The organism is Pseudomonas sp. R76 (genome assembly GCF_009834565.1).
Classification (GTDB): domain Bacteria; phylum Pseudomonadota; class Gammaproteobacteria; order Pseudomonadales; family Pseudomonadaceae; genus Aquipseudomonas.
Genome location: NZ_CP019428.1, coordinates 822,751 through 842,311, shown reverse-complemented (window position 1 = coordinate 842,311; position 19,561 = coordinate 822,751). Strand labels below are relative to the sequence as shown.

General features: G+C 61.4%; 20 protein-coding genes. 13 read left to right on the top strand and 7 right to left on the bottom strand.

The genetic code is table 11. The features are described 5' to 3' along the window. Positions 1-98 precede the first annotated feature (98 nt). The 6 genes from PspR76_RS03615 (at position 99) to PspR76_RS03590 (ending at position 6,245) form a co-directional block, all read left to right on the top strand. Entirely contained in the window at positions 99-1,019 is a 921-nt protein-coding gene (locus PspR76_RS03615; RefSeq protein WP_159954005.1) for a LysR family transcriptional regulator, read from the top strand. An 88-nt stretch (positions 1,020-1,107) separates the two neighbouring features. After that, the gene (locus PspR76_RS03610; protein WP_159954004.1) at positions 1,108-2,502 is read left to right on the top strand and encodes a uracil-xanthine permease family protein; all 1,395 of its coding nucleotides are present in this window, start codon (positions 1,108-1,110) and stop codon (positions 2,500-2,502) included. 87 nt (positions 2,503-2,589) lie between these two features. Next, the gene (locus PspR76_RS03605) at positions 2,590-3,249 is read left to right on the top strand and encodes a TetR/AcrR family transcriptional regulator (RefSeq protein ID WP_159954003.1); all 660 of its coding nucleotides are present in this window, start codon (positions 2,590-2,592) and stop codon (positions 3,247-3,249) included. A gap of 12 nt (positions 3,250-3,261) precedes the next feature. Beyond that, a complete protein-coding gene (locus PspR76_RS03600) occupies positions 3,262-3,843 on the top strand; it encodes an IMPACT family protein (protein WP_159954002.1) in 582 nt (193 codons plus the stop codon). Between the two features lie 185 nt (positions 3,844-4,028). After that, the gene (locus tag PspR76_RS03595) at positions 4,029-4,715 is read left to right on the top strand and encodes an SDR family oxidoreductase (RefSeq protein WP_159954001.1); all 687 of its coding nucleotides are present in this window, start codon (positions 4,029-4,031) and stop codon (positions 4,713-4,715) included. Positions 4,716-4,886: 171 nt separating this feature from the next. Next, positions 4,887-6,245, top strand: a complete 1,359-nt coding sequence (locus PspR76_RS03590; protein ID WP_159954000.1) for an 8-oxoguanine deaminase — start codon at positions 4,887-4,889, stop codon at positions 6,243-6,245. Positions 6,246-6,401: 156 nt separating this feature from the next. On the opposite strand, the gene PspR76_RS03585 is transcribed toward PspR76_RS03590, so the two are convergent. Next, positions 6,402-7,493 carry a calcium:proton antiporter gene (locus tag PspR76_RS03585; RefSeq protein WP_159953999.1) on the bottom strand — a complete coding sequence of 364 codons (1,092 nt, stop codon included), beginning with the start codon at positions 7,491-7,493 and terminating at the stop codon, positions 6,402-6,404. 194 nt (positions 7,494-7,687) lie between these two features. Here PspR76_RS03585 and PspR76_RS03580 point away from each other — a divergent pair, with 194 nt between their 5' ends. Next, the gene (locus PspR76_RS03580; RefSeq protein ID WP_159953998.1) at positions 7,688-8,641 is read left to right on the top strand and encodes an adenosine deaminase; all 954 of its coding nucleotides are present in this window, start codon (positions 7,688-7,690) and stop codon (positions 8,639-8,641) included. A 136-nt stretch (positions 8,642-8,777) separates the two neighbouring features. On the opposite strand, the gene PspR76_RS03575 is transcribed toward PspR76_RS03580, so the two are convergent. The 3 genes from PspR76_RS03575 to PspR76_RS03565 all read right to left on the bottom strand — a co-directional run bounded on the left by PspR76_RS03575 (position 8,778) and on the right by PspR76_RS03565 (position 12,003). After that, positions 8,778-10,148: an MFS transporter gene (locus tag PspR76_RS03575; RefSeq protein WP_159953997.1), complete on the bottom strand. Its 1,371-nt coding sequence runs from the start codon at positions 10,146-10,148 to the stop codon at positions 8,778-8,780. Between the two features lie 105 nt (positions 10,149-10,253). Then, positions 10,254-10,940 (bottom strand): winged helix-turn-helix domain-containing protein, encoded by a 687-nt coding sequence (locus tag PspR76_RS03570; protein ID WP_159953996.1) that lies wholly within the window; start codon positions 10,938-10,940, stop codon positions 10,254-10,256. A gap of 133 nt (positions 10,941-11,073) precedes the next feature. Further along, positions 11,074-12,003 carry a LysR family transcriptional regulator gene (locus PspR76_RS03565; RefSeq protein ID WP_159953995.1) on the bottom strand — a complete coding sequence of 310 codons (930 nt, stop codon included), beginning with the start codon at positions 12,001-12,003 and terminating at the stop codon, positions 11,074-11,076. A 118-nt stretch (positions 12,004-12,121) separates the two neighbouring features. Here PspR76_RS03565 and PspR76_RS03560 point away from each other — a divergent pair, with 118 nt between their 5' ends. From PspR76_RS03560 to PspR76_RS03550, 3 genes are all read left to right on the top strand, one after another. Then, positions 12,122-12,415, top strand: coding sequence for a putative quinol monooxygenase (locus PspR76_RS03560; protein WP_159953994.1), 294 nt, complete (start codon positions 12,122-12,124; stop codon positions 12,413-12,415). Positions 12,416-12,439: 24 nt separating this feature from the next. Further along, positions 12,440-13,453 carry a zinc-binding alcohol dehydrogenase family protein gene (locus PspR76_RS03555; RefSeq protein ID WP_159953993.1) on the top strand — a complete coding sequence of 338 codons (1,014 nt, stop codon included), beginning with the start codon at positions 12,440-12,442 and terminating at the stop codon, positions 13,451-13,453. Positions 13,454-13,598: 145 nt separating this feature from the next. Next, positions 13,599-13,781 (top strand): hypothetical protein, encoded by a 183-nt coding sequence (locus PspR76_RS03550; RefSeq protein WP_017134711.1) that lies wholly within the window; start codon positions 13,599-13,601, stop codon positions 13,779-13,781. A gap of 8 nt (positions 13,782-13,789) precedes the next feature. On the opposite strand, the gene PspR76_RS03545 is transcribed toward PspR76_RS03550, so the two are convergent. Together PspR76_RS03545 and PspR76_RS03540 are read right to left on the bottom strand one after the other, a co-directional pair. Continuing rightward, positions 13,790-14,983, bottom strand: coding sequence for a multidrug effflux MFS transporter (locus tag PspR76_RS03545; RefSeq protein ID WP_159953992.1), 1,194 nt, complete (start codon positions 14,981-14,983; stop codon positions 13,790-13,792). 87 nt (positions 14,984-15,070) lie between these two features. After that, the gene (locus PspR76_RS03540) at positions 15,071-15,268 is read right to left on the bottom strand and encodes a heavy-metal-associated domain-containing protein (RefSeq protein WP_159953991.1); all 198 of its coding nucleotides are present in this window, start codon (positions 15,266-15,268) and stop codon (positions 15,071-15,073) included. Between the two features lie 147 nt (positions 15,269-15,415). Between PspR76_RS03540 and PspR76_RS03535 the strand changes: the two genes are divergently transcribed. From PspR76_RS03535 to cueR, 3 genes are all read left to right on the top strand, one after another. Beyond that, positions 15,416-15,796 carry a hypothetical protein gene (locus tag PspR76_RS03535; protein ID WP_159953990.1) on the top strand — a complete coding sequence of 127 codons (381 nt, stop codon included), beginning with the start codon at positions 15,416-15,418 and terminating at the stop codon, positions 15,794-15,796. Positions 15,797-15,990: 194 nt separating this feature from the next. Next, a complete protein-coding gene (locus tag PspR76_RS03530) occupies positions 15,991-18,192 on the top strand; it encodes a heavy metal translocating P-type ATPase (protein ID WP_159953989.1) in 2,202 nt (733 codons plus the stop codon). Then, entirely contained in the window at positions 18,189-18,590 is a 402-nt protein-coding gene (gene cueR, locus PspR76_RS03525; RefSeq protein ID WP_159953988.1) for a Cu(I)-responsive transcriptional regulator, read from the top strand. The genes PspR76_RS03530 and cueR overlap by 4 nt, the downstream gene beginning before the upstream one ends. Before the next feature lie 45 nt (positions 18,591-18,635). Here the strand turns inward: cueR and PspR76_RS03520 are convergent, their stop codons facing one another. Further along, positions 18,636-19,532, bottom strand: a complete 897-nt coding sequence (locus tag PspR76_RS03520; RefSeq protein WP_159953987.1) for a PA4780 family RIO1-like protein kinase — start codon at positions 19,530-19,532, stop codon at positions 18,636-18,638. Positions 19,533-19,561: the final 29 nt, after the last annotated feature.

Genomic DNA, 19,561 nt, shown 5'->3' with positions numbered 1-19,561 from the left:
GCGTCGGGATTGAAAAGCGTTGTTGCAGCTAAATTGCCACGGGGATAAAGTCGGTGAAATTCAACTCTTCTAACCTTCAGTCAGGCCTTCACTAAACTATGAGCAGCCGTCGACCCGACCCACTGGCCCAAGTCAGCGACTTCGATATTCGCCTGTTGCGCATCTTTCGCAGCGTGGTGGAATGCGGCGGTTTCTCGGCCGCAGAAACCGTGCTCGGCATCGGCCGCTCGGCCATCAGCCAGCAAATGAGCGACCTGGAGCAGCGCCTCGGCTTAAGGCTGTGCCAACGCGGGCGCGCCGGCTTCTCGCTGACCGAAGAAGGCCGCGAGGTCTACCAATCGGCGTTGCAACTGTTAAGTGCCCTGGAAAGCTTTCGCACTGAGGTCAACGGCCTGCACCAGCATTTGCGCGGCGAGCTGATCATCGGCCTCACCGACAACCTCGTCACCCTGCCGCACATGCGCATTACCCACGCCTTGGCGCAGTTGAAGGAACGCGGGCCGGACGTGCAGATACAAATCCGCATGATCGCCCCCAACGAAGTCGAGCAAGGCGTACTCGACGGACGCCTGCACGTCGGCGTGGTGCCCCAGGCCAGTGCCTTGTCCGGCCTGGAATACCAGCCGTTGTACAGCGAGCGCTCGCTGCTCTATTGCGCGGTCGGCCACCCGTTGTTTTATGCCGACGACAAGCAGCTGGACGACACCCGCGTCGACAGCCAGGACGCCATCGCCCCCACCTTCCGCCTGCCCGCCGAGATCCAGGCGCATTACCAGGCACTCAATTGCACCGCCAGCGCCTCGGACCGCGAAGGCATGGCGTTCCTGATCCTCACTGGTCGTTACATTGGTTACCTGCCCGATCACTACGCCAGCCTGTGGGTGCAACAAGGCCGACTGCGCGCGCTGAAACCGACTACACGTTTTTACGATTTAAGCCTCGCATCGGTCACGCGCAAGGGCCGCCGCCCTCATTTGGTGCTGGAAAGCTTCCTCGAGAGTTTGGCAGCAACGCGCTAACTCGGGCCTCTCGTCAAAAGCTGAGCAACTGGACAGCTTTTTGCAAGGCAGCCAGGACCTTGAACCGTCCGCCCCGAGTTTGCCCACCATGCCACCAGAAAACGCCAGCCCCAGCGACCTGATCTACGGCCTCAACGACCGCCCGAAACCCATTCCCGCACTACTGGCCGCCTTGCAACATGTGCTGGCAGCTTTTGTCGGCATCATCACCCCGCCACTGATTATCGGCTCCACCCTGGGCCTCACCGCCCATTTGCCCTACTTGATCAGCATGGCGTTGATGGTTTCCGGCGTCGGTACTTTCATTCAGGCACGCAGGCCGTTTGGCATCGGCGCCGGGATGATCTGCCTGCAAGGCACCAGCTTTGCGTTTCTCGGCGCAGTGTTGTCGGCGGGATTCCTGGTGAAGCAACGCGGCGGCAGCCCGGAAGACATCATGGCGATGATCTTTGGCGTGTGCTTTTTCGGCGCAGCAGTGCAGATCGTGCTGAGCCGCTTCATCGGCCAGCTACGTCGAGTAATCACGCCATTAGTTACAGGGATTGTCATCACACTGATCGGCATCAGCCTCATCAAAGTCGGTATCACCGACCTCGGCGGCGGGTTCAACGCGCCGGACTTTGGTGCGCCGATCAACCTGGCACTGGGCGTGTTCGTGGTGCTGACCATCATCCTGCTCAACCGCTCCAACACGCCGTGGGTACGTCTTTCGGCGATCATCATCGGCCTGGCCCTCGGCAGTTTGGCCGCGTGGTTCAGCGGCAAGCTGGTGCCCCAAGCCCTGCCTGATTTGCCGTTGATCAGCGTGCCCATGCCGTTTCGCTTCGGTTTCAACTTCGACTGGAGCGCCTTCCTGCCTATCGCGCTGATTTATCTGATCAGCAGTATCGAAACGGTCGGCGACCTCACCGCCAATTGCATGATTGCGCGCCAGCCCATCAGCGGCCCTTCTTATATAAGCCGACTCAAAGGCGGTGTATTGGGCGATGGCGTGAGTTGCATGATCGCCGCCACCTTCAGCGCCTTTCCCAACACCACCTTTGCGCAGAACAACGGCGTGATTCAGCTCACCGGCGTGGCCAGTCGTTACGTCGGGCTGTACATCGGCGTGCTGCTGTTTTGCCTCGGTTTGTTTCCGCTGATCGGCGCCGTGCTGCAGCAAATTCCCAAGCCGGTATTGGGCGGCGCAACCCTGGTGATGTTCGGCAGTGTGGCCGCTGCTGGCGTGCGCATCCTGGCCCAGGCGCCGCTGGACCGACGCAGCATGCTGATCATCGCCACCTCGTTCGGCGTCGGCCTGGGCATTGCCGCCCAACCGGACCTGCTGCACTTGATGCCCTCGCTGGTGCAAAACCTGTTCGACTCAGCTATCACCAGCGGCGGCCTGACTGCGATTGTGCTGTGTCTTTTGTTACCGGAAGCCAAAGCGGCCTCCACTGCCGCAAACCACGCACTGGAAAGCGACACTCTGGAACCGCTTTGACGCTTTTATTGCATCGGGACTTGTCTGGGGCTTGAGGGTGGGTTATCTGTGCACACGTCGTCTCTCTCGATCAGCACGGAAACCTCCATGAGCCTCGAAGTTCCTGCCCACAGCAACCACGCCGGTAAACCCGCCAGCCGTATTCGGCAAAAAAATGAACAAGCGATTCTGCAGGCTGCTGAAGACGAGTTCGCGCGCCATGGCTACAAAGGCACCAGCATGAACACCATTGCCTCAAGTGCCGGGCTGCCCAAAGCCAACTTGCATTACTACTTCACCAACAAACTTGGCCTGTACATCGCGGTGCTGAGCAACATCCTCGAACTCTGGGACAGCACCTTCAACGCGCTGACCGCCGAGGATGACCCGGCCGTGGCCCTCACCCGCTACATCCGCACCAAGATGGAGTTTTCCCGGCGCCACCCGCAGGCCTCGCGGATCTTCGCCATGGAAATCATCAGTGGCGGCGAATGCCTCACCGAATATTTCAGCCAGGACTACCGCGCCTGGTTCAGCGGCCGCGCCGCCGTGTTCCAGGCCTGGATCGACGCCGGCAAGATGGACCCCATCGACCCCGTGCACCTGATCTTCCTGCTGTGGGGCAGCACCCAGCACTACGCCGACTTTGCCACCCAGATCTGCCGCGTCACCGGTCGCACCAAGCTGACCAAGCAAGACATGGAAGACGCCGGCACTAACCTGATCCACATCATTCTCAAAGGCTGTGGCATCAAGCCAGCCCAATAATCGAAGCGACTTATGCCTTTCACGCTCACCGGCCTTTGCGAATTTCGTGAAGAAATACGCAAAAGCCGCTTCATCACCCTCGCGGCGCCGATTACCAGCGCGCAAGACGCCCAGGCGTTTTTCGAGCAACACAGCGACCTCAACGCCACCCACAACTGCTGGGCCTGGAAACTCGCCGACCAGTACCGCAGCAACGACGACGGTGAACCCGGCGGCACCGCCGGGCGACCGATCCTGGCCGCCATCGAGGCCCAAGGGTTTGATCAAGTCGCGGTGCTGGTGATTCGCTGGTACGGCGGCATCCAACTGGGCACCGGCGGCCTGGCCCGTGCCTACGGCGGCGGCGCGAACAAATGCCTGCAAACCGCCGAGCGCATCGAGCTGATCAGCCGTGTGCCACTGAATTGCGCCTGCGGGTTTTCCGAATTGAACCTGGTCAAACTGCGCGTCGCCGAACTGGGCGGGTTAGTTGTGGAAGAAACCTTCACCGCCAATGGCGTGGAGTTGCAACTGGCTCTGGGCGAAGCGCACATCGACACCCTGCAAACCCAGCTTGCCGACCTGAGCCGTGGGCGCATCCTGCTGCAACGCTGAAATTGCCCACATCTACTGTGCACCTGCCTGTGGATAACCTGAGCACATCCAGCCGTAACCCTTCTGTCATAAGGGCTTGCGGGCGCTGTTTTTTTTTTAACCAGCAACACTTGACCCTATTTGCCTACGCCTGGGGTAATGTTGTCAGCCGAATTCACTGAACCGCGACTCAAAAGGAAGCCTTCATGTCTACGCCAAAAACCGCACTGATTATCGGCGCCTCCCGCGGGCTGGGCCTTGGCTTGGTCAAGCAATTGCTCCAGGACGGCTGGGATGTGACTGCCACCGTGCGTGACCCGAGCAAGGCCGATGCGCTGAAAGCCGTGGGCCCGGTACACATCGAGAAGCTGGACATGGACGATCAGCAAGCCGTGATCGCCCTGAGCCAGCGCCTCAAGGACCGCACCCTTGACCTGCTGTTCGTCAACGCCGGCGTCAAGGGCCCGGCCAACCAGGAGCCTGGCCACGCCACCCTGGCGGAAGTCGGCCAGCTGTTTTTCACCAACGCGGTGGCACCGATCAACCTGGCGCAGCGTTTTGTCGGGCAGATTCGCAAAGACAGCGGCGTGCTGGCCTTCATGAGTTCGATACTCGGCAGCGTGACCATTCCCGACGGTTCCGACCTGGCGCTGTACAAGGCCAGCAAGGCCGCACTCAACTCCATGACCAACAGCTTCATTACGCAACTGGGTGACCACAAACTCACCGTGTTGTCGCTGCACCCAGGCTGGGTGAAAACCGATATGGGCGGCGAGAACGCGCACATCGATGTGGACACCAGCGTGCGTGGCCTGGTGGATCAAGTGAATGCCTACACCGGCAAGGGCGGCCATCACTTTATCGACTACAAAGGCGACACCATCGCCTGGTAATACCACGGATCAAAATGTGGGAGGGCTTGCTCCCTCCTGCATTGAGCAATGTAGACCCAACCTCTGACAACACGTAATCTACCGACCTCGCCCTCACCGGCGACCCTGGATCAGCAGACAGGGCAACACTGAGCTGGCAAACCTGAACCCATCATTCAGAGGAGCCGGCCAATGCCTGCGACCCGTATCTGGTTAAAAAACCCCCTCGCGATTTTCACTGCCAATGGCCTCGACGCCCGTGGCGGCCTGGTGCTGCAAGACGGTGTGATCACCGAAGTGCTCGGCTGGGGAAAAGAGCCCGCCGTGCCTTGCGGGCAAGTGTTCGATGCTCGCGAACACGTGATCCTGCCCGGGCTGATCAACACCCATCACCACTTCTACCAAACCCTGACCCGCGCCTGGGCGCCGGTGGTTAACCAGCCCTTGTTCCCATGGTTGAAAACCCTGTACCCAGTCTGGGCCCGGCTGACCCCGGAAAAACTCGCGCTGGCGTCCAAAGTCGCCTTGGCTGAATTGCTGCTCTCGGGCTGCACCACCGCGGCGGACCATCACTACCTGTTCCCCGACGGTCTGGAAAATGCCATCGACGTACAGGTCGAAAGCGTGCGCGAACTGGGCATGCGCGCCATGCTCACTCGCGGTTCCATGAGCCTGGGCGAAGCCGACGGCGGCCTGCCGCCGCAACAGACCGTGCAACAAGGCCACGTGATTCTCGAAGACAGCCAGCGCCTGATCCGCACCTACCACCAACGCGGCGACGGCGCGCAGATCCAGATTGCCCTGGCGCCCTGCTCGCCGTTTTCGGTCACGCCGCAAATCATGCAAGCCAGCGCCGAACTCGCCAACAGCCTCGACGTGCGCCTGCACACGCATCTGGCGGAAACCCTCGACGAAGAAGACTTCTGCCTGCAGCGTTTCGGCCTGCGCACCGTCGACTACCTCGACAGCGTCGGTTGGCTCGGCCCGCGCACCTGGCTGGCCCATGGCATTCACTTCAACCCGGATGAAGTCGCGCGCCTCGGCGCCGCCGGCACCGGCATCTGCCATTGCCCAAGCTCGAACATGCGCCTGGCGTCCGGCATCTGTCCGACCCTGGACCTGCTTGCCGCCGGCGCGCCGATTGGTCTTGGCGTGGATGGCTCCGCCTCCAACGATGCATCGAACATGATCCTTGAAGCGCGCCAGGCCTTGTATATCCAGCGCCTGCGTTACGGCGCAGAAAAGATCACCCCCGAAGGCGTGCTGGGCTGGGCCACCAAGGGCTCCGCGCAGTTGCTGGGGCGTACGGATATTGGCGAGTTGGCCGTGGGCAAACAGGCCGACCTGGCACTGTTCAAGCTCGATGAGCTGCGCTTCTCCGGCAGCCACGATCCGATTTCGGCGCTGCTGCTGTGCGGTGCGGACCGCGCGGATCGGGTGATGGTTGGCGGTAAGTGGCGGGTGATTGATGGGCAGGTTGAGGGCCTGGATCTCAAAGGCTTGATCGCCGATCACAGCCAGGCGGCGCGGGAACTGATCAACAAAACTTAACTGAAGAAACACCTTCGAAAATGTGAGAGCGGGCCTCTGTGGGAGCTGGCTTGCCTGCGATAGCATCATCTCGGTGCAACTGAAAAACCGAGGTGTCTGCATCGCAGGCAAGCCAGCTCCCACACAACCCAGTTCCCACATTGGGTTCTGTGGTGTTTACAGGCCCAACAGCGACAGCATGATAAACGTCGCAAACAACACAAAATGGGTCATCCCTTCGATGGCGTTGGTTTCGCCATCGTTGAGGTTGATCGCGCTGACCACCAGCGTGATCAGCACCATCACGGTCTGCACCGGCGTCATCGCCATCTGGAACGGCTGGCCCGTGTAAAGCGCCATGGCCTCCATCACCGGCACGGTGAGGATCACCGTCGACAAAGACGCACCCAGTGCGATGTTCACCACCGACTGCATGCGGTTGGCCAACGCCGCGCGCAACGCCGTCAGAATCTCCGGCGCCGCCGAAATGGCCGCGACCACAATCGCCGTGATCACCGGCGGTGCGCCCGTACCTTCCAAACCCAGGTCGAGGGTCTTGGACATCACCTCGGCCAGTGCGCCGATCACGATCACGCCAAACACCAAGGTGCCGATGGAGAAAGCCAAACTGATCGGCGGCTCCTGCTGTTCTTCCGGCTGTTTCTTGCGGCGTTTTTCCGGGTAGCTGTAGCTGAAGAAATAACTGTGCGGCCCCACCTGCATGCGCAGGAACAGGGTGTAGAGCAGCATCATCGCGCCGATGGTGAAGGCCGAGTAAATTTTCCAGTCCGCCTCGGGGATAAATTCCGGCACCACCATCGACACGCCCATGGCGGTGAGGATCATCACGCTATAGCTGCGCGCCGAGTCATCGTTATAGGACTGTTCGCCATGCTTGATGCCGCCCATCAGCGCGGCCAGGCCGAGGATGCCGTTGATATCGAGCATCACCGCCGAGTAAATGGTGTCGCGCACCAGGGTGGGCGAAGGCTCGTTGCTCATCATGATCGCCAGGATCACCACTTCTACCAGCACGGCGGCAAGGGTCAGGATCATGGTGCCGTAAGGGTCGCCGACCTTTTCCGCGAGTTGCTCGGCATGGTGGGCGACTCGCATCGAGGCCACGACGATAAACACAATCAGCGCCACTCCGCTGAGCAGCGCCACGATTTGCCCGCTGTGCAGCATCCAGTGCTCCAACGGGTAGGCGGCGATGGCGGCAATCAGCGCCAACAGCATGTATTTTTCTTGCTTGAGGGATGTGAGCATTCCGGGCCTTTTCGTGCAGCAAATCAGTCATTGATGGGGTACAGACTGCACCACGCCGCTAACGTTTCGTTACACCTTAGTTCACGCGCTCCTTGCGTGAATAAAAGCAATACTCTCCTGCTGGTCAGGTTTTGCCGATTATTTCAGCCATGGCCTGTAGAATGCCGCCATTGCACCTGATGAGAATTTAGAAAATGTACGATTGGCTCAACGCCCTGCCCAAGGCTGAATTGCACCTGCACCTGGAAGGCTCGCTGGAGCCTGAGCTGCTGTTCGCCCTGGCCGAGCGCAACAAGATTGCACTGCCGTGGGACGACGTCGAAACCCTGCGCAAGGCCTACGCCTTCAACAACCTGCAAGAGTTTCTCGACCTGTACTACCAGGGCGCGGATGTGCTGCGCACCTCCCAGGATTTCTACGACCTGACCTGGGCCTACCTGCTGCGCTGCAAAGCACAGAACGTGATCCACACTGAACCCTTCTTCGACCCGCAAACCCACACCGACCGTGGCGTGCCGTTCGAAGTGGTGCTCAACGGCATCGCCGCTGCGCTCAAAGATGGTGAGCAGCAACTGGGTATCACCAGCGGTTTGATCTTGAGCTTCCTGCGCCACTTGAGCGAAGCCGAAGCCGAGAAAACCCTCGACCAGGCCCTGCCGTTCCGTGACGCGTTTGTGGCCGTCGGCCTGGACAGCTCGGAAATGGGTCATCCGCCAAGCAAGTTCAAGCGCGTGTTCGACCGTGCCCGTCACGAAGGCTTCCTTACCGTGGCCCACGCCGGCGAAGAAGGCCCGCCGGAGTACATCTGGGAAGCCATCGACCTGCTGAAAATCCAGCGCATCGACCACGGCGTACGCGCCATCGAAGACGAGCGTTTGATGCAGCGCATCATCGACGAGCAGATCCCGCTGACCGTGTGCCCGCTGTCCAACACCAAGCTGTGCGTGTTCGATGACATGGCCCAACACAATATTCTCGACATGCTCGAGCGTGGTGTGAAGGTGACGGTCAACTCGGATGACCCGGCGTACTTCGGTGGTTATGTCACCGAGAACTTCCACGCGCTGTACACCAGCCTGGGCATGACCCAGGACCAGGCCAAACGCCTGGCGCAGAACAGCCTGGATGCGCGGTTGGTAAAGCCATAACACTTATTCACTGAATAAATGCAGGCTAAATGTGGGAGCGGGCTTGCTCGCGAAGGCGGTGTGTCAGTCAATGCATATGTCGACTGAAGCACCGCTTTCGCGAGCAAGCCCGCTCCCACATTGACCTCACCCGGCTTTAGATTTCGGTAAGTTCTTCCAGGGTCTTCCCCTTCGTCTCCATCCCAAACACCCACACCACCAGCGCCGCCACCGCAAAACACAGCGCGCCCAAGGCAAACACCCCGCCCTGCCCGGTTATCGGAAACACCAGCCCGGTCACCAACGGCCCCAGCAATGACCCAACCCGGCCAATCGCCGAGGCAAACCCGGAACCCGTGGCCCGCGCCGATGTGGGATACAGCTCCGGCGTGTAGGTGTACAGCACCGCCCACATGCCAAACAGAAAGAACTGCATCAACAGCCCCGACGTAATCAGCAGCCCCACGTTGCCGCCAAACACCGCACTCTGCCCATACAGAAACGCCATCACCCCGCCGCCCAGCAACGTCACCACACACACCGGTTTGCGCCCCCAGCGCTCCACCAGCCAGGCCGCCATCAGGAAGCCGGGAATCCCGCCCAGAGAGATGATCACCGTGTAATACACCGACTGAGTCACGGCAAAACCCGACTGCTGCAACAACGCGCTCAGCCAGGAGGTCAGCCCGTAAAAGCCAAGCAATGCAAAGAACCACACGCTCCAGATCATCATCGTGCGTTGGCGATATTGCGCCGACCACAGTTGTTGAAACGCCGAGAAAAACGTCCCCGGCACGCTCTCCACCCGTGGCAACGCGATGGGCTCCGGCAAGTCGGCACGCCCCAGCGAGTCGCGCACTTTTTGCTCAATACCCTGCAACACCTTGTCTGCCGCTTCGTGCCGTCCTGCCTGTTCAAGCCAGCGCGGCGACTCGGGGATAAAAAACCGAATCGCCAGGACAAACACCGCCGGCACGGCCAACACCAAGAAGATGTCGCGCCAGCCAATCACCGGCAGCAGGAAGTAAGACAGCACGCCCGCCGCCACAAAACCGAGCGGCCAGAAGCCATCCATCAAGGCGATATAGCGCCCGCGCCTTTTGGCCGGGATCAGCTCCGAAAGCATCGACTGCGCAATCGGAAACTCCATGCCCATGCCGATCCCCAGCAGAATGCGAAACAGCGTCAACGTCTCCACCGTTTGCGCGGTGGAACACAGGTAGCTGGCGAGGCCCCACAACACGATGCTCCACTGGAACACCGGCTTGCGCCCAAAACGATCCGCCAACATCCCGGACAAAGACGCACCGACCACCATGCCGAAAAAACTCGAACTGGCCAGCAACCCGGCCTGGGCCGTGCTCAGGCCGAACTCGGTTTTGATCGAGCCCAACAGAAACGTCATCATCGCCAGGTCCATGGAATCGAAGAAAAACGCCAGGGCGATGATGATGAAGATGATTCGGTGGTAACCGCTGATGGGCAACCGTTCCAGCCGTTCCGCTGCGCTATAGCCTTGCATACCCATGCCGCACCCCCTGTGTGAAGAAACCCCTCGGCGAGTGTGCGGTAACGTTTGCGCCGCTAATTGCTGGATGCGACCTGACTGAAACTCTGAACGACCATTGCCCTGCTACAACGCGGCCAGCCGGTTGATTTCTGCAAACCCGAGGTCGGTGACCAGCAAGGCGTGGGACTCGTTGACCAGGCTGATCCAGCCGGACTGCATAAACAGTTTCAGCAGCCCGGTCCCCAATGCACCGCCCAGGTGCGGTTGCTGCTGGCTCCAGTCAAAACAATCGCACGCCAAGGGCGCGCCCAGTGCCTGGGTAAAAATGCCCATGGCCGCCAGCTGCCGCACGCCCGCCAGGGTGACGTCGGTACGCTGTTCATAACGGTCGATCCAGCCGGCCTCCAACATCCGCCTATAAAGCCCCGCCGCCAACTCTCCGCCCAGGTGGCCGTGGCATAAGCGTGCGCGCCGCAAAGGTGCCGGCGCCAGCAATGCCGGCGGCAATACATTCGGCGTACTGCGCGCGGCACTGGCCATGGTGGTACTGGCCAACGCGTCGATGGCAACGCAGACATCGGCGGCCGCCATACGAAACAGGCGCTTGCCGCGCCGGGCCTCCACCCGCAGCAATCCACCCCCGGTCAGCCGCGACAAATGGGCGATGGCCGAGGCCGATGACAACCCGGCGAGCGTCGCCAACTCTTCTGAAGATTTGGCCGACCCGTCCATCAAGGCCCAGAGCATGGCGGTGCGCTTGGGCTCGCAAAGCAAGCTGGCGATGTGACTGATGCAAGGTGCCGCTTCCATGTATTCACTCCTTGTTAATCATTTGTCTGCTGCGGTTGGAACTGAAGTATAGGGGCGCAAACCGCCCATTCCGCGGCGTCTGACGGCGCGGATAGGGACAGGGTCTGAGTGAAATTTCCTGCTTTGATGGAGGCTATTGCGCGACGCTTAATCGCTCCGGCCATTGCGCCGTCAACATCGCACAGCGGGCCACGAGCATTTCCCGCAGCAGGTTGATGGGTTTGCTCAATTGCGCACGATGGGCGCATAGCAGGTTGAGCGGCGTGCGCTCGCCGCGCAGCTCCGGCAGGATCACGCGCAAGCGCCCGGCCAGCACGTCGCTGCTCACATCCAGCCAGGACTTATAGGCAATGCCGACCCCCGCCACGGCCCAGCGGCGCACCACATCAGCGTCGTCACTGAAACGGTCACCGCTCACCGTCAGGCTGACTTCGCGCTTGCCGTCGTGAAAACTCCAGTGGTCGTGAACGCGGCTGCTCAGCATGTACAGCAGGCAATTGTGCTGGGCCAGTTGTTCCAGATGGCGCGGCTCGCCATGCCGCGCCAGGTAGCTGGGCGCGGCGCACAGCACGCGCAGATTGTCCGGGGCGATGGGCAGCGCAATCAGGCTCGAGTCTTCGGGCTCGCCGTAGCGCAGGGCGATGTCCACTGGCTGGCGAAACAGGTCGGCAATCCGGTCGCCCAGCAGCAGGCGGATGCTCAGTTGCGGGTATTCAAGCTGGAACTCATCCAGCCACGGCAGCAGCTGATTACGCCCGAAGTCCGACGGCGCCGACAGTTGCAGCACGCCGCTGACATGGTCCTGGCCGCTGGCCAATAAGCGCCGCCCTTCGTCCAATGAGCCCAGCGCGGCGCGGGCGTATTCCAGAAAACCTTCGCCCTCGGCGGTCAGCCGCAAGCTGCGGGTGGAGCGCGCCAGCAACCGCGCGCCCAGTTGCTGCTCAATGCGCTTCAACGCAGCGCTGGCCACCGCGGGCGACAGGTCCATGACCCGCGCAGCAGCAGACAGGCTACCCAAGTCCGCCGCGCGCACAAACAATTGCAAATCATCAAAACGCAGCATGCATTCCCGCCGATTATCAATATTTCATTGAAACAGACTGCTGTTTTAGCGGCTTTTATCTTCCTGGGAAATAGCCAATCATCTGCCCATCCCGTTCATCACGTGCCAGGAGTTGAATATGTCCACTGCCTTTAACGTCATCGCCACGCTGATCGCCAAACCCGGCCAACACGCCGCATTGGAATCCTTGCTGCGCGACATCCTGGAGCCGACCCGCCTGGAAGCCGGTTGCGAGCAGTACGACCTGCACCAGGACCTGCAACACCCCGAGACCTTCTACATGCTCGAACGCTGGAGCGACGACGCAGCGCTGGCCGACCACGACCAGAGCGCGCATATCCAGAATTTCCGCGCCAAGGCCGCTGACGTGATCGAGCACTTCGAACTCAAGCGCCTGAAATTTATTGCCTGATCACCGCCCTTTTCCGGAGCCCACATGAAAGCCATTGCCTACTACGCCTCACTGCCGATCACCGACACACACGCCCTGCAAGACATCGAACTGCCCGAGCCGGTCGCCGGCCCGCGTGACCTGCTGGTGGAAGTCAAAGCCATCTCGGTCAACCCGGTGGACACCAAAGTGCGCCAGAACGTCGCCCCGGAAAACGGCGCCGCCAAGGTGCTGGGCTGGGACGTGGCTGGCGTGGTCAAGGCGGTCGGCAGCGACGTGACGCTGTTCAAGGCCGGGGACAAGGTGTTTTACGCCGGCTCCCTGGTACGCCCGGGCGGCAACAGCGAACTGCACACTGTGGATGAGCGCATCGTCGGGCACATGCCCAAGAGCCTGGGGTTTGCCGAAGCCGCCGCGCTGCCGCTGACCGCCATCACCGCCTGGGAATTGCTGTTCGAGCGCCTGCAAGTGCGCGAAGGTACAGACGACGAAGGCCAAAGCCTGCTGATCGTCGGCGCCGCTGGCGGTGTGGGTTCGATCCTGACCCAACTGGCCAGCCAGCTCACTGCGCTGAAAGTCATCGGCACCGCCTCGCGCCCGGAAACCCAGGCATGGGCCAAGGCCCTCGGCGCCGACCTGGTGATCGACCACAGCCAGCCGCTGAGCGAAGCGCTGAAAAACGCCGGCCACCCGCAAGTGACACACGTCGCCAGCCTGACCCAGACCGATCATCACCTGGACCAACTGGTGGAAGCCCTGGAGCCGCAAGGCAAGCTGGCGCTGATTGACGACCCCAAGGCGCTGGATGTGAGCAAGCTCAAGCGCAAGAGCCTGTCGTTGCATTGGGAGTTCATGTACACGCGCTCGATGTTCGAGACGCCGGACATGATCGAACAGCACAACCTGCTCAACCGTGTGGCTGACCTGATCGACGCCGGCACCTTGAAAACCACGGTGGGTGAGCACTTCGGTGTGATCAACGCAGAAAACCTGCGCCGCGCCCACGCGCTGCTGGAAAGCGGCAAGGCCAAGGGCAAGATCGTGCTCGAAGGGTTCTAAAAATCGTCTGTCAGTGTCGTCCTTTATTCCTGTGAGTAATGGACGACACCGCTAGTCAGAGAGTTGACCTTTGTCATATTTGTGAGCGCATTCGGGTTTATATTGGCCGCCTTTGCCACGATTCTTTTACGTGAGGAAGTCAGCAATGAAGATCCTGATAAGAGCGTTAGCAAAATCCCCCGGCAACAAATGGCAGGTCAGCCTCGACGGTGATGCGTTCACCTTCCGCAGTGAGGCCGAGGCCCGTGCCTTTGCCGACACCCTGCAAGCCCGCATTCAAGCGCCCCACCGCATTCCCCTCAGCCAGCAACGCTCCGCCGCTGGCTGATCCGCACTTCAGACCTGCGCTTGCACGGCCCTCGCCCGTTGCAGGCGCTGGGTCGACACGGCAATCGTCACTGCCAATACACCGCACAAGCTGATGACCATCGCCATCGGCATTGCCGTGCCGTCGTGCAACACGCCAACCAGCGATGCCGCGCCCGCCGCCACACCGAACTGTATGCAACCCAGCAACGCCGAGGCGCTCCCGGCACGTGCGCCCTGCCCGCTCATGGCGCACGCCGAGGTGTTGGGCAAAATGCAGCCCAGGCTGGCGATGCAGATAAACAGTGGCACCAACAACGGCCACAGCGCTTCGGTGCGCAACGCGGCAATGCCCAACAGCGACAACGCCGCCGCGACGTAGACCCAGACCGTGCGCGAGAGCAAAAACGCCGGACCGCGCTTGGCCAGCAACCGTGCATTGAGCTGCGCCACCAGGATAAAGCCGGCGGCGTTGGAGCCGAACAGCCAGCCGTAATGCTCGGCAGGCACGCCGTAGAGTTTTATGAATACGAAGGGGGAACCGGCGATGTAGGCAAACATCCCGGCAATCGAGATACCGCCGGTCAAGGCGTAGCCGAGGTAAACCCGGTCGGACAACAACGCGCCATAGCGGCGCAGCGAGCCGGACAACGGCTGGCGCGGCTGATGCGCCGGAAAGGTTTCCGGCAAGCCGACCGCAACCGCGATGGCCGCCATCACGCTGAACATCGACAACGCCAGGAAGATCGACTGCCAGCCCCACACCCCAACCATCACGCCACCCGCCAACGGCGCGAGGATCGGCGCCAGGCCGGTCACCAGCATCAGTTGCGAATACACCTTGGCGGAGCCCACGGCATCACACTTGTCGCTGACCACCGCACGGGAAATCACCATGCCGGCGCAACCGCCGAGCGCTTGTACAAAGCGCGCGCCGATCAGCCAGTCCAGCGACGGCGCGTAGGCGCAGGCAAAGGACGCGAGGGTAAACAGGGTTACGCCACTGAGCAGCGGCACGCGCCGGCCAAAGCGGTCCGCCAGCGGGCCGTAGATCAATTGGCCGATGGCCAGGCCAGCGAAATACACCGCCAGGGTCAGCTGGATATGTTTTTCGTCAGTCGCAAAGGCCGTGGCCATCGCCGGGAAGCCCGGCAGGTAAAAGTCGATCGCCAACGGCGCGAAGGCGCTCAAGGCGCCCAGAATCAGGATTATGCGGAGGTTCATCAGACACCCAAGTGAGTCGGCAGCCCGACAGTCTAGCCGCGCTTGGGTGTGATGAACATTACGTTAGCTCGCTAACTATCGGAAAACTTACGCGAGCTTGGCGCTGTAGCCTTCTTCGGTGATCAGCTCGATGACTTGCTCGGCTGACAAGCGACTTTCCACACCGACTTCCTTGGCCGCCAGGTTGACGTTCACGCTCGCCGCCGGGTCCTGGTTTTGCAGCGCTTGGGTCACCGCCCGAACGCAATGGCCGCAGGTCATTCCTTCAACACTGAATACTTGCATGACATGACTCCTTTGATGAGGTTGGGGCCAGTCTCGACCTTGCCACGATGGCAAGGTCAAGCGCCTAAAATGTCGGCCGGGCTGGTATTCAGGCGCCGCCTCGGCCAAGCTTCATCCATCTTAGATATGAACCACGGAGCATTCGCCATGCGCTGGTCGTTTTTTGGCCTTGTCGGCCTGTTGAGCCTGTCTGCCGTTGCGCCCATGGCCAGTGCAGATGAAGACTATGCGGTGCTGATTATTTCCCGCGAGCGCCTGGAAGTGCCGACCAACTGCGAGATCGGCCTTTACCTCAATGACCAGCTCGCAGGCCGTCTATTCCAGGAACAAGCGACCTCATTCAACCTGCCGGCCGGCAATGTGTCGTTGCGCCTGAAGCTGCTGCCGGGCCAATCCCCGGGTTGCCTGCCTGGACTGTTGGCGCCACCTGCGCAAAACATGACGCTGAAGGCCGGAGACGTCCGTAAGGTGCGCATCGCTCAAGGCCCGGACGGCATGTACCTCAAGAACGCTACTTTAGGTTATTGATCGTTCCCACGCTCCGCGTGGGAATGCAGCCTGCGACGCTCTGCGTCAAACCCTTACGAGCGGACGCGGAGCGTCCCTAGCAGCATTCCCACGCGGAGCGTGGGAACGATCGCTTACTGGGTTATTAAAGCCCCTTGACCTTCCCCACAGGTCAAGGTTGATCCTAGGGGCAATGTCTCTTGGAGGGCTGCCCCATGAATGGATCTACCACGTTTGACCTGCCCATCAGCGGCATGACCTGTGCCAGCTGCGCCGGCCGTGTCGAGCGCGCGCTGAGCAAAGTGCCGGGGGTGCAAAGTGTCAGCGTCAACCTGGCCAATGAACGCGCACATGTCCAAGTGCAGGGCCAGATGGACCCCGGCATCTTGATCGTCGCCGTCGACAAGGCCGGCTACACCGCCACCCTGGCGCAAAGTGAAACCGTCACCGACGCCAATCAAGCCCAGCGCCTGCACCGCGAGCGCTGGTCATTGCTGCTGGCAATTGCCCTGGCGCTGCCATTGGTGCTGCCGATGTTGGTGGAGCCCTTCGGCCTGCACTGGATGCTGCCGGCCTGGGTGCAGTTCGCCCTGGCCACGCCGGTGCAGTTCATCTTTGGCGCGCGCTTCTATATCGCCGCGTGGAAAGCCGTGCGCGCCGGCGCCGGCAACATGGATCTGCTGGTGGCCATCGGCACCAGCGCCGGTTACGGCCTGAGTATTTATGAATGGCTCACTGCCCCTGCGGGCAGCATGCCGCACCTGTATTTCGAAGCCTCGGCCGTGGTGATCGCCCTCGTGCTGCTGGGTAAATACCTGGAAAGCCGTGCCAAACGCCAGACCGCCAGCGCCATCCGCGCCCTCGAAGCCTTGCGCCCGGAGCGGGCAATTCGCGTGCTGGATGGCCGCGAAGAAGACGTCGCCATCAGCGCGCTCAAGCTCGATGACCTGGTGCTGGTCAAACCCGGCGAGCGCTTCCCGGTGGACGGTGAAGTGGTCGACGGCCAAAGCCATGCCGACGAGGCACTTATCAGCGGCGAAAGCCTGCCCGTGCCGAAACAGCCGGGCGACAAGGTCACCGGCGGCGCCATCAACGGCGAGGGCCGCTTGCTGGTGCGCACCCAGGCGCTGGGCGCCGAGAGCGTGCTGGCGCGCATCATCCGTCTGGTCGAAGACGCCCAGGCCGCCAAAGCGCCGATCCAGAAACTGGTGGACAAAGTCAGCCAGGTGTTTGTGCCCGCCGTGCTGGTGCTGGCGCTGATCACGTTGGTGGGCTGGTGGCTGTACGGCGCGTCGCTGGAAACCGCGATTATCAATGCCGTCGCCGTGCTGGTGATTGCTTGCCCATGTGCCTTGGGCCTGGCCACACCGACCGCAATCATGGCCGGCACCGGCGTCGCCGCGCGCTACGGCATTCTGATCAAGGACGCCGAAGCCCTGGAGCGCGCCCATGAAGTCAGCGCCGTGGTCTTCGACAAGACCGGCACACTTACCTCCGGTGCGCCGAAAATTGCGCACTTGGCGGCGGTGGATGGCAATGAAGCCCTACTGCTGCAACAGGCCGGGGCACTGCAACGCGGCAGCGAACACCCGCTGGCCAAGGCTGTGTTGGACGCCTGCAGCGAACAAGGGCTGAACGTGGCCGATGTGACTGCCAGTCAATCCCTGACCGGGCGCGGCATTGCCGGCACGCTCGACGGCCAGCCACTCGCGCTGGGCAACCGCCGCATGCTGGAAGAAAACGGCTTGAACGAGGGCGACCTCGCCACTGCCGCCAAGGCCTGGGAGGCCGAAGGCAGGACCTTGTCCTGGCTGATCGAACAAGGTGCACAACCGCGCGTGCTGGGGCTGTTCGCTTTCGGCGACACACTCAAGCCCGGCGCACTGCAAGCCGTGGAACAACTCAAGGCGCAGCACATCAGCAGCCACTTGCTCACCGGCGACAATCGCGGCAGCGCCCGCGTGGTCGCTGAAGCGCTGGGCATCGACGATGTCCACGCCGAAGTCCTCCCGGCCGACAAAGCGGCCACCGTCGCCGAGCTGAAGAAAACCGGCGTGGTGGCGATGGTCGGCGACGGCATCAACGACGCCCCGGCCCTGGCGGCTGCCGATATCGGCATTGCCATGGGCGGCGGCACCGACGTGGCCATGCACGCAGCGGGCATCACGTTGATGCGCGGCGACCCGCGCCTGGTGCCGGCCGCGCTGGAGATCAGCCGCAAGACCTACGCCAAAATTCGCCAGAACCTGTTCTGGGCCTTTGTGTATAACTTGATCGGCATTCCCCTGGCCGCGTTCGGCCTGCTCAACCCGGTATTGGCGGGCGCGGCGATGGCCTTGTCCAGCGTCAGTGTGGTGAGCAATGCGTTACTGTTGAAGACTTGGAAACCCAAGGATCTGGAGGATCAACGCCCATGAACATCGGCCAAGCCGCCCGCCAGAGCGGGCTGAGCGCGAAGATGATTCGCTACTACGAATCCATCGGCCTGCTCAAAGCCGCGCACCGCACCGACAGCGGCTACCGCGTGTACGGCAGCGACGACTTGCACACTCTGGCGTTTATCAAGCGTTCGCGGGATCTGGGGTTTTCGCTGGAGGAAGTCGACAAGTTGCTGACGTTGTGGCAAGACCGACAACGGGCCAGCGCCGACGTAAAAGCCTTGGCACGCCAGCATATTGATGAGCTGAATCAGAAGATTCTGGAGCTTGGGCAACTGCGCGATACGTTGCAGGACCTAGTGGAACACTGCCAGGGCGATCATCGGCCGGACTGTCCGATTCTCAAGGAGTTGGCGTCGGGCAGTTGCTGCGCCTGACGATCGTTCCCACGCTCTGCGTGGGAACGATCAGCTACCGGAAGATCACTGTATCCAAGGCGGCGGCGGTTCCTCTGCCGTCTTGGTCGGTGGCGCATCATCCGCCGCCCGAATCGCTTGCTTACGCTCTTCATCCAACCGCGCCGCTTCAATCTCGCGGATCACACCGCCAACATCCGCCAACTCTTCCGGCTCGTCGAACTCGCCGGTCAATACGCTGGCCGGGTGCAAGGTGCCGGCTTCATACAGCGCCCACATTTCCTTGGCGTACTTGGTCTTCTTCAACTCCGGGGCAAAGCGCCCGAAGTAGGAAGCCATGTTGCCCACATCCCGTTCCAGCATGTTGAACGCGTGGTTGTTGCCCGCCGCATCCACCGCCTGGGGCAGGTCGATGATCACCGGGCCCGTCGGCGTGAGCAGTACGTTGAACTCGGACAAGTCGCCGTGCACCAGGCCGGTACACAGCATCAGCACGATCTGGGAAATCAGGAAGGCGTGGTATTCGCGTGCCTGGTCCGGCTCCAGCGTGACGTCATTCAGACGTGGCGCGGCGTCGCCGTATTCGTCGGCCACCAGCTCCATCAACAGCACGCCTTCGAGGAAGTCGTACGGCTTGGGCACGCGAACGCCCGCACCGGCCAGACGGAACAACGCCGCTACTTCGGCGTTCTGCCAGGCATCTTCGGTTTCTTTCTTGCCGAATTTGGAGCCCTTGGCCATGGCCCGGGCTTGCCGGCTGTTACGGACCTTACGGCCTTCCTGGTATTCGGACGCCTGACGAAAACTTCGTTTATTCGCCTCCTTGTAAACCTTGGCGCAACGCAATTCGTTGCCGCAGCGCACCACATAAACAGCTGCTTCTTTACCACTCATGAGTGGGCGCAGCACTTCGTCGACCAGACCGTCTTCGATCAGGGGTTCAATGCGTTTAGGAGTCTTCATCAGCTTTTATTGTGGGTCCTTTATTACCA

Excerpts from the sequence above, each read along its gene's own strand:
- PspR76_RS03615 (WP_159954005.1), top strand. The coding sequence starts at position 99 with ATGAGCAGCCGTCGACCCGACCCACTGGCCCAAGTCAGCGACTTCGAT.
- PspR76_RS03610 (WP_159954004.1), top strand. The coding sequence starts at position 1,108 with ATGCCACCAGAAAACGCCAGCCCCAGCGACCTGATCTACGGCCTCAAC.
- PspR76_RS03605 (WP_159954003.1), top strand. The coding sequence starts at position 2,590 with ATGAGCCTCGAAGTTCCTGCCCACAGCAACCACGCCGGTAAACCCGCC.
- PspR76_RS03600 (WP_159954002.1), top strand. The coding sequence starts at position 3,262 with ATGCCTTTCACGCTCACCGGCCTTTGCGAATTTCGTGAAGAAATACGC.
- PspR76_RS03595 (WP_159954001.1), top strand. The coding sequence starts at position 4,029 with ATGTCTACGCCAAAAACCGCACTGATTATCGGCGCCTCCCGCGGGCTG.
- PspR76_RS03590 (WP_159954000.1), top strand. The coding sequence starts at position 4,887 with ATGCCTGCGACCCGTATCTGGTTAAAAAACCCCCTCGCGATTTTCACT.
- PspR76_RS03585 (WP_159953999.1), bottom strand. The coding sequence starts at position 7,493 with ATGCTCACATCCCTCAAGCAAGAAAAATACATGCTGTTGGCGCTGATT.
- PspR76_RS03580 (WP_159953998.1), top strand. The coding sequence starts at position 7,688 with ATGTACGATTGGCTCAACGCCCTGCCCAAGGCTGAATTGCACCTGCAC.
- PspR76_RS03575 (WP_159953997.1), bottom strand. The coding sequence starts at position 10,148 with ATGGGTATGCAAGGCTATAGCGCAGCGGAACGGCTGGAACGGTTGCCC.
- PspR76_RS03570 (WP_159953996.1), bottom strand. The coding sequence starts at position 10,940 with ATGGAAGCGGCACCTTGCATCAGTCACATCGCCAGCTTGCTTTGCGAG.
- PspR76_RS03565 (WP_159953995.1), bottom strand. The coding sequence starts at position 12,003 with ATGCTGCGTTTTGATGATTTGCAATTGTTTGTGCGCGCGGCGGACTTG.
- PspR76_RS03560 (WP_159953994.1), top strand. The coding sequence starts at position 12,122 with ATGTCCACTGCCTTTAACGTCATCGCCACGCTGATCGCCAAACCCGGC.
- PspR76_RS03555 (WP_159953993.1), top strand. The coding sequence starts at position 12,440 with ATGAAAGCCATTGCCTACTACGCCTCACTGCCGATCACCGACACACAC.
- PspR76_RS03550 (WP_017134711.1), top strand. The coding sequence starts at position 13,599 with ATGAAGATCCTGATAAGAGCGTTAGCAAAATCCCCCGGCAACAAATGG.
- PspR76_RS03545 (WP_159953992.1), bottom strand. The coding sequence starts at position 14,983 with ATGAACCTCCGCATAATCCTGATTCTGGGCGCCTTGAGCGCCTTCGCG.
- PspR76_RS03540 (WP_159953991.1), bottom strand. The coding sequence starts at position 15,268 with ATGCAAGTATTCAGTGTTGAAGGAATGACCTGCGGCCATTGCGTTCGG.
- PspR76_RS03535 (WP_159953990.1), top strand. The coding sequence starts at position 15,416 with ATGCGCTGGTCGTTTTTTGGCCTTGTCGGCCTGTTGAGCCTGTCTGCC.
- PspR76_RS03530 (WP_159953989.1), top strand. The coding sequence starts at position 15,991 with ATGAATGGATCTACCACGTTTGACCTGCCCATCAGCGGCATGACCTGT.
- cueR (WP_159953988.1), top strand. The coding sequence starts at position 18,189 with ATGAACATCGGCCAAGCCGCCCGCCAGAGCGGGCTGAGCGCGAAGATG.
- PspR76_RS03520 (WP_159953987.1), bottom strand. The coding sequence starts at position 19,532 with ATGAAGACTCCTAAACGCATTGAACCCCTGATCGAAGACGGTCTGGTC.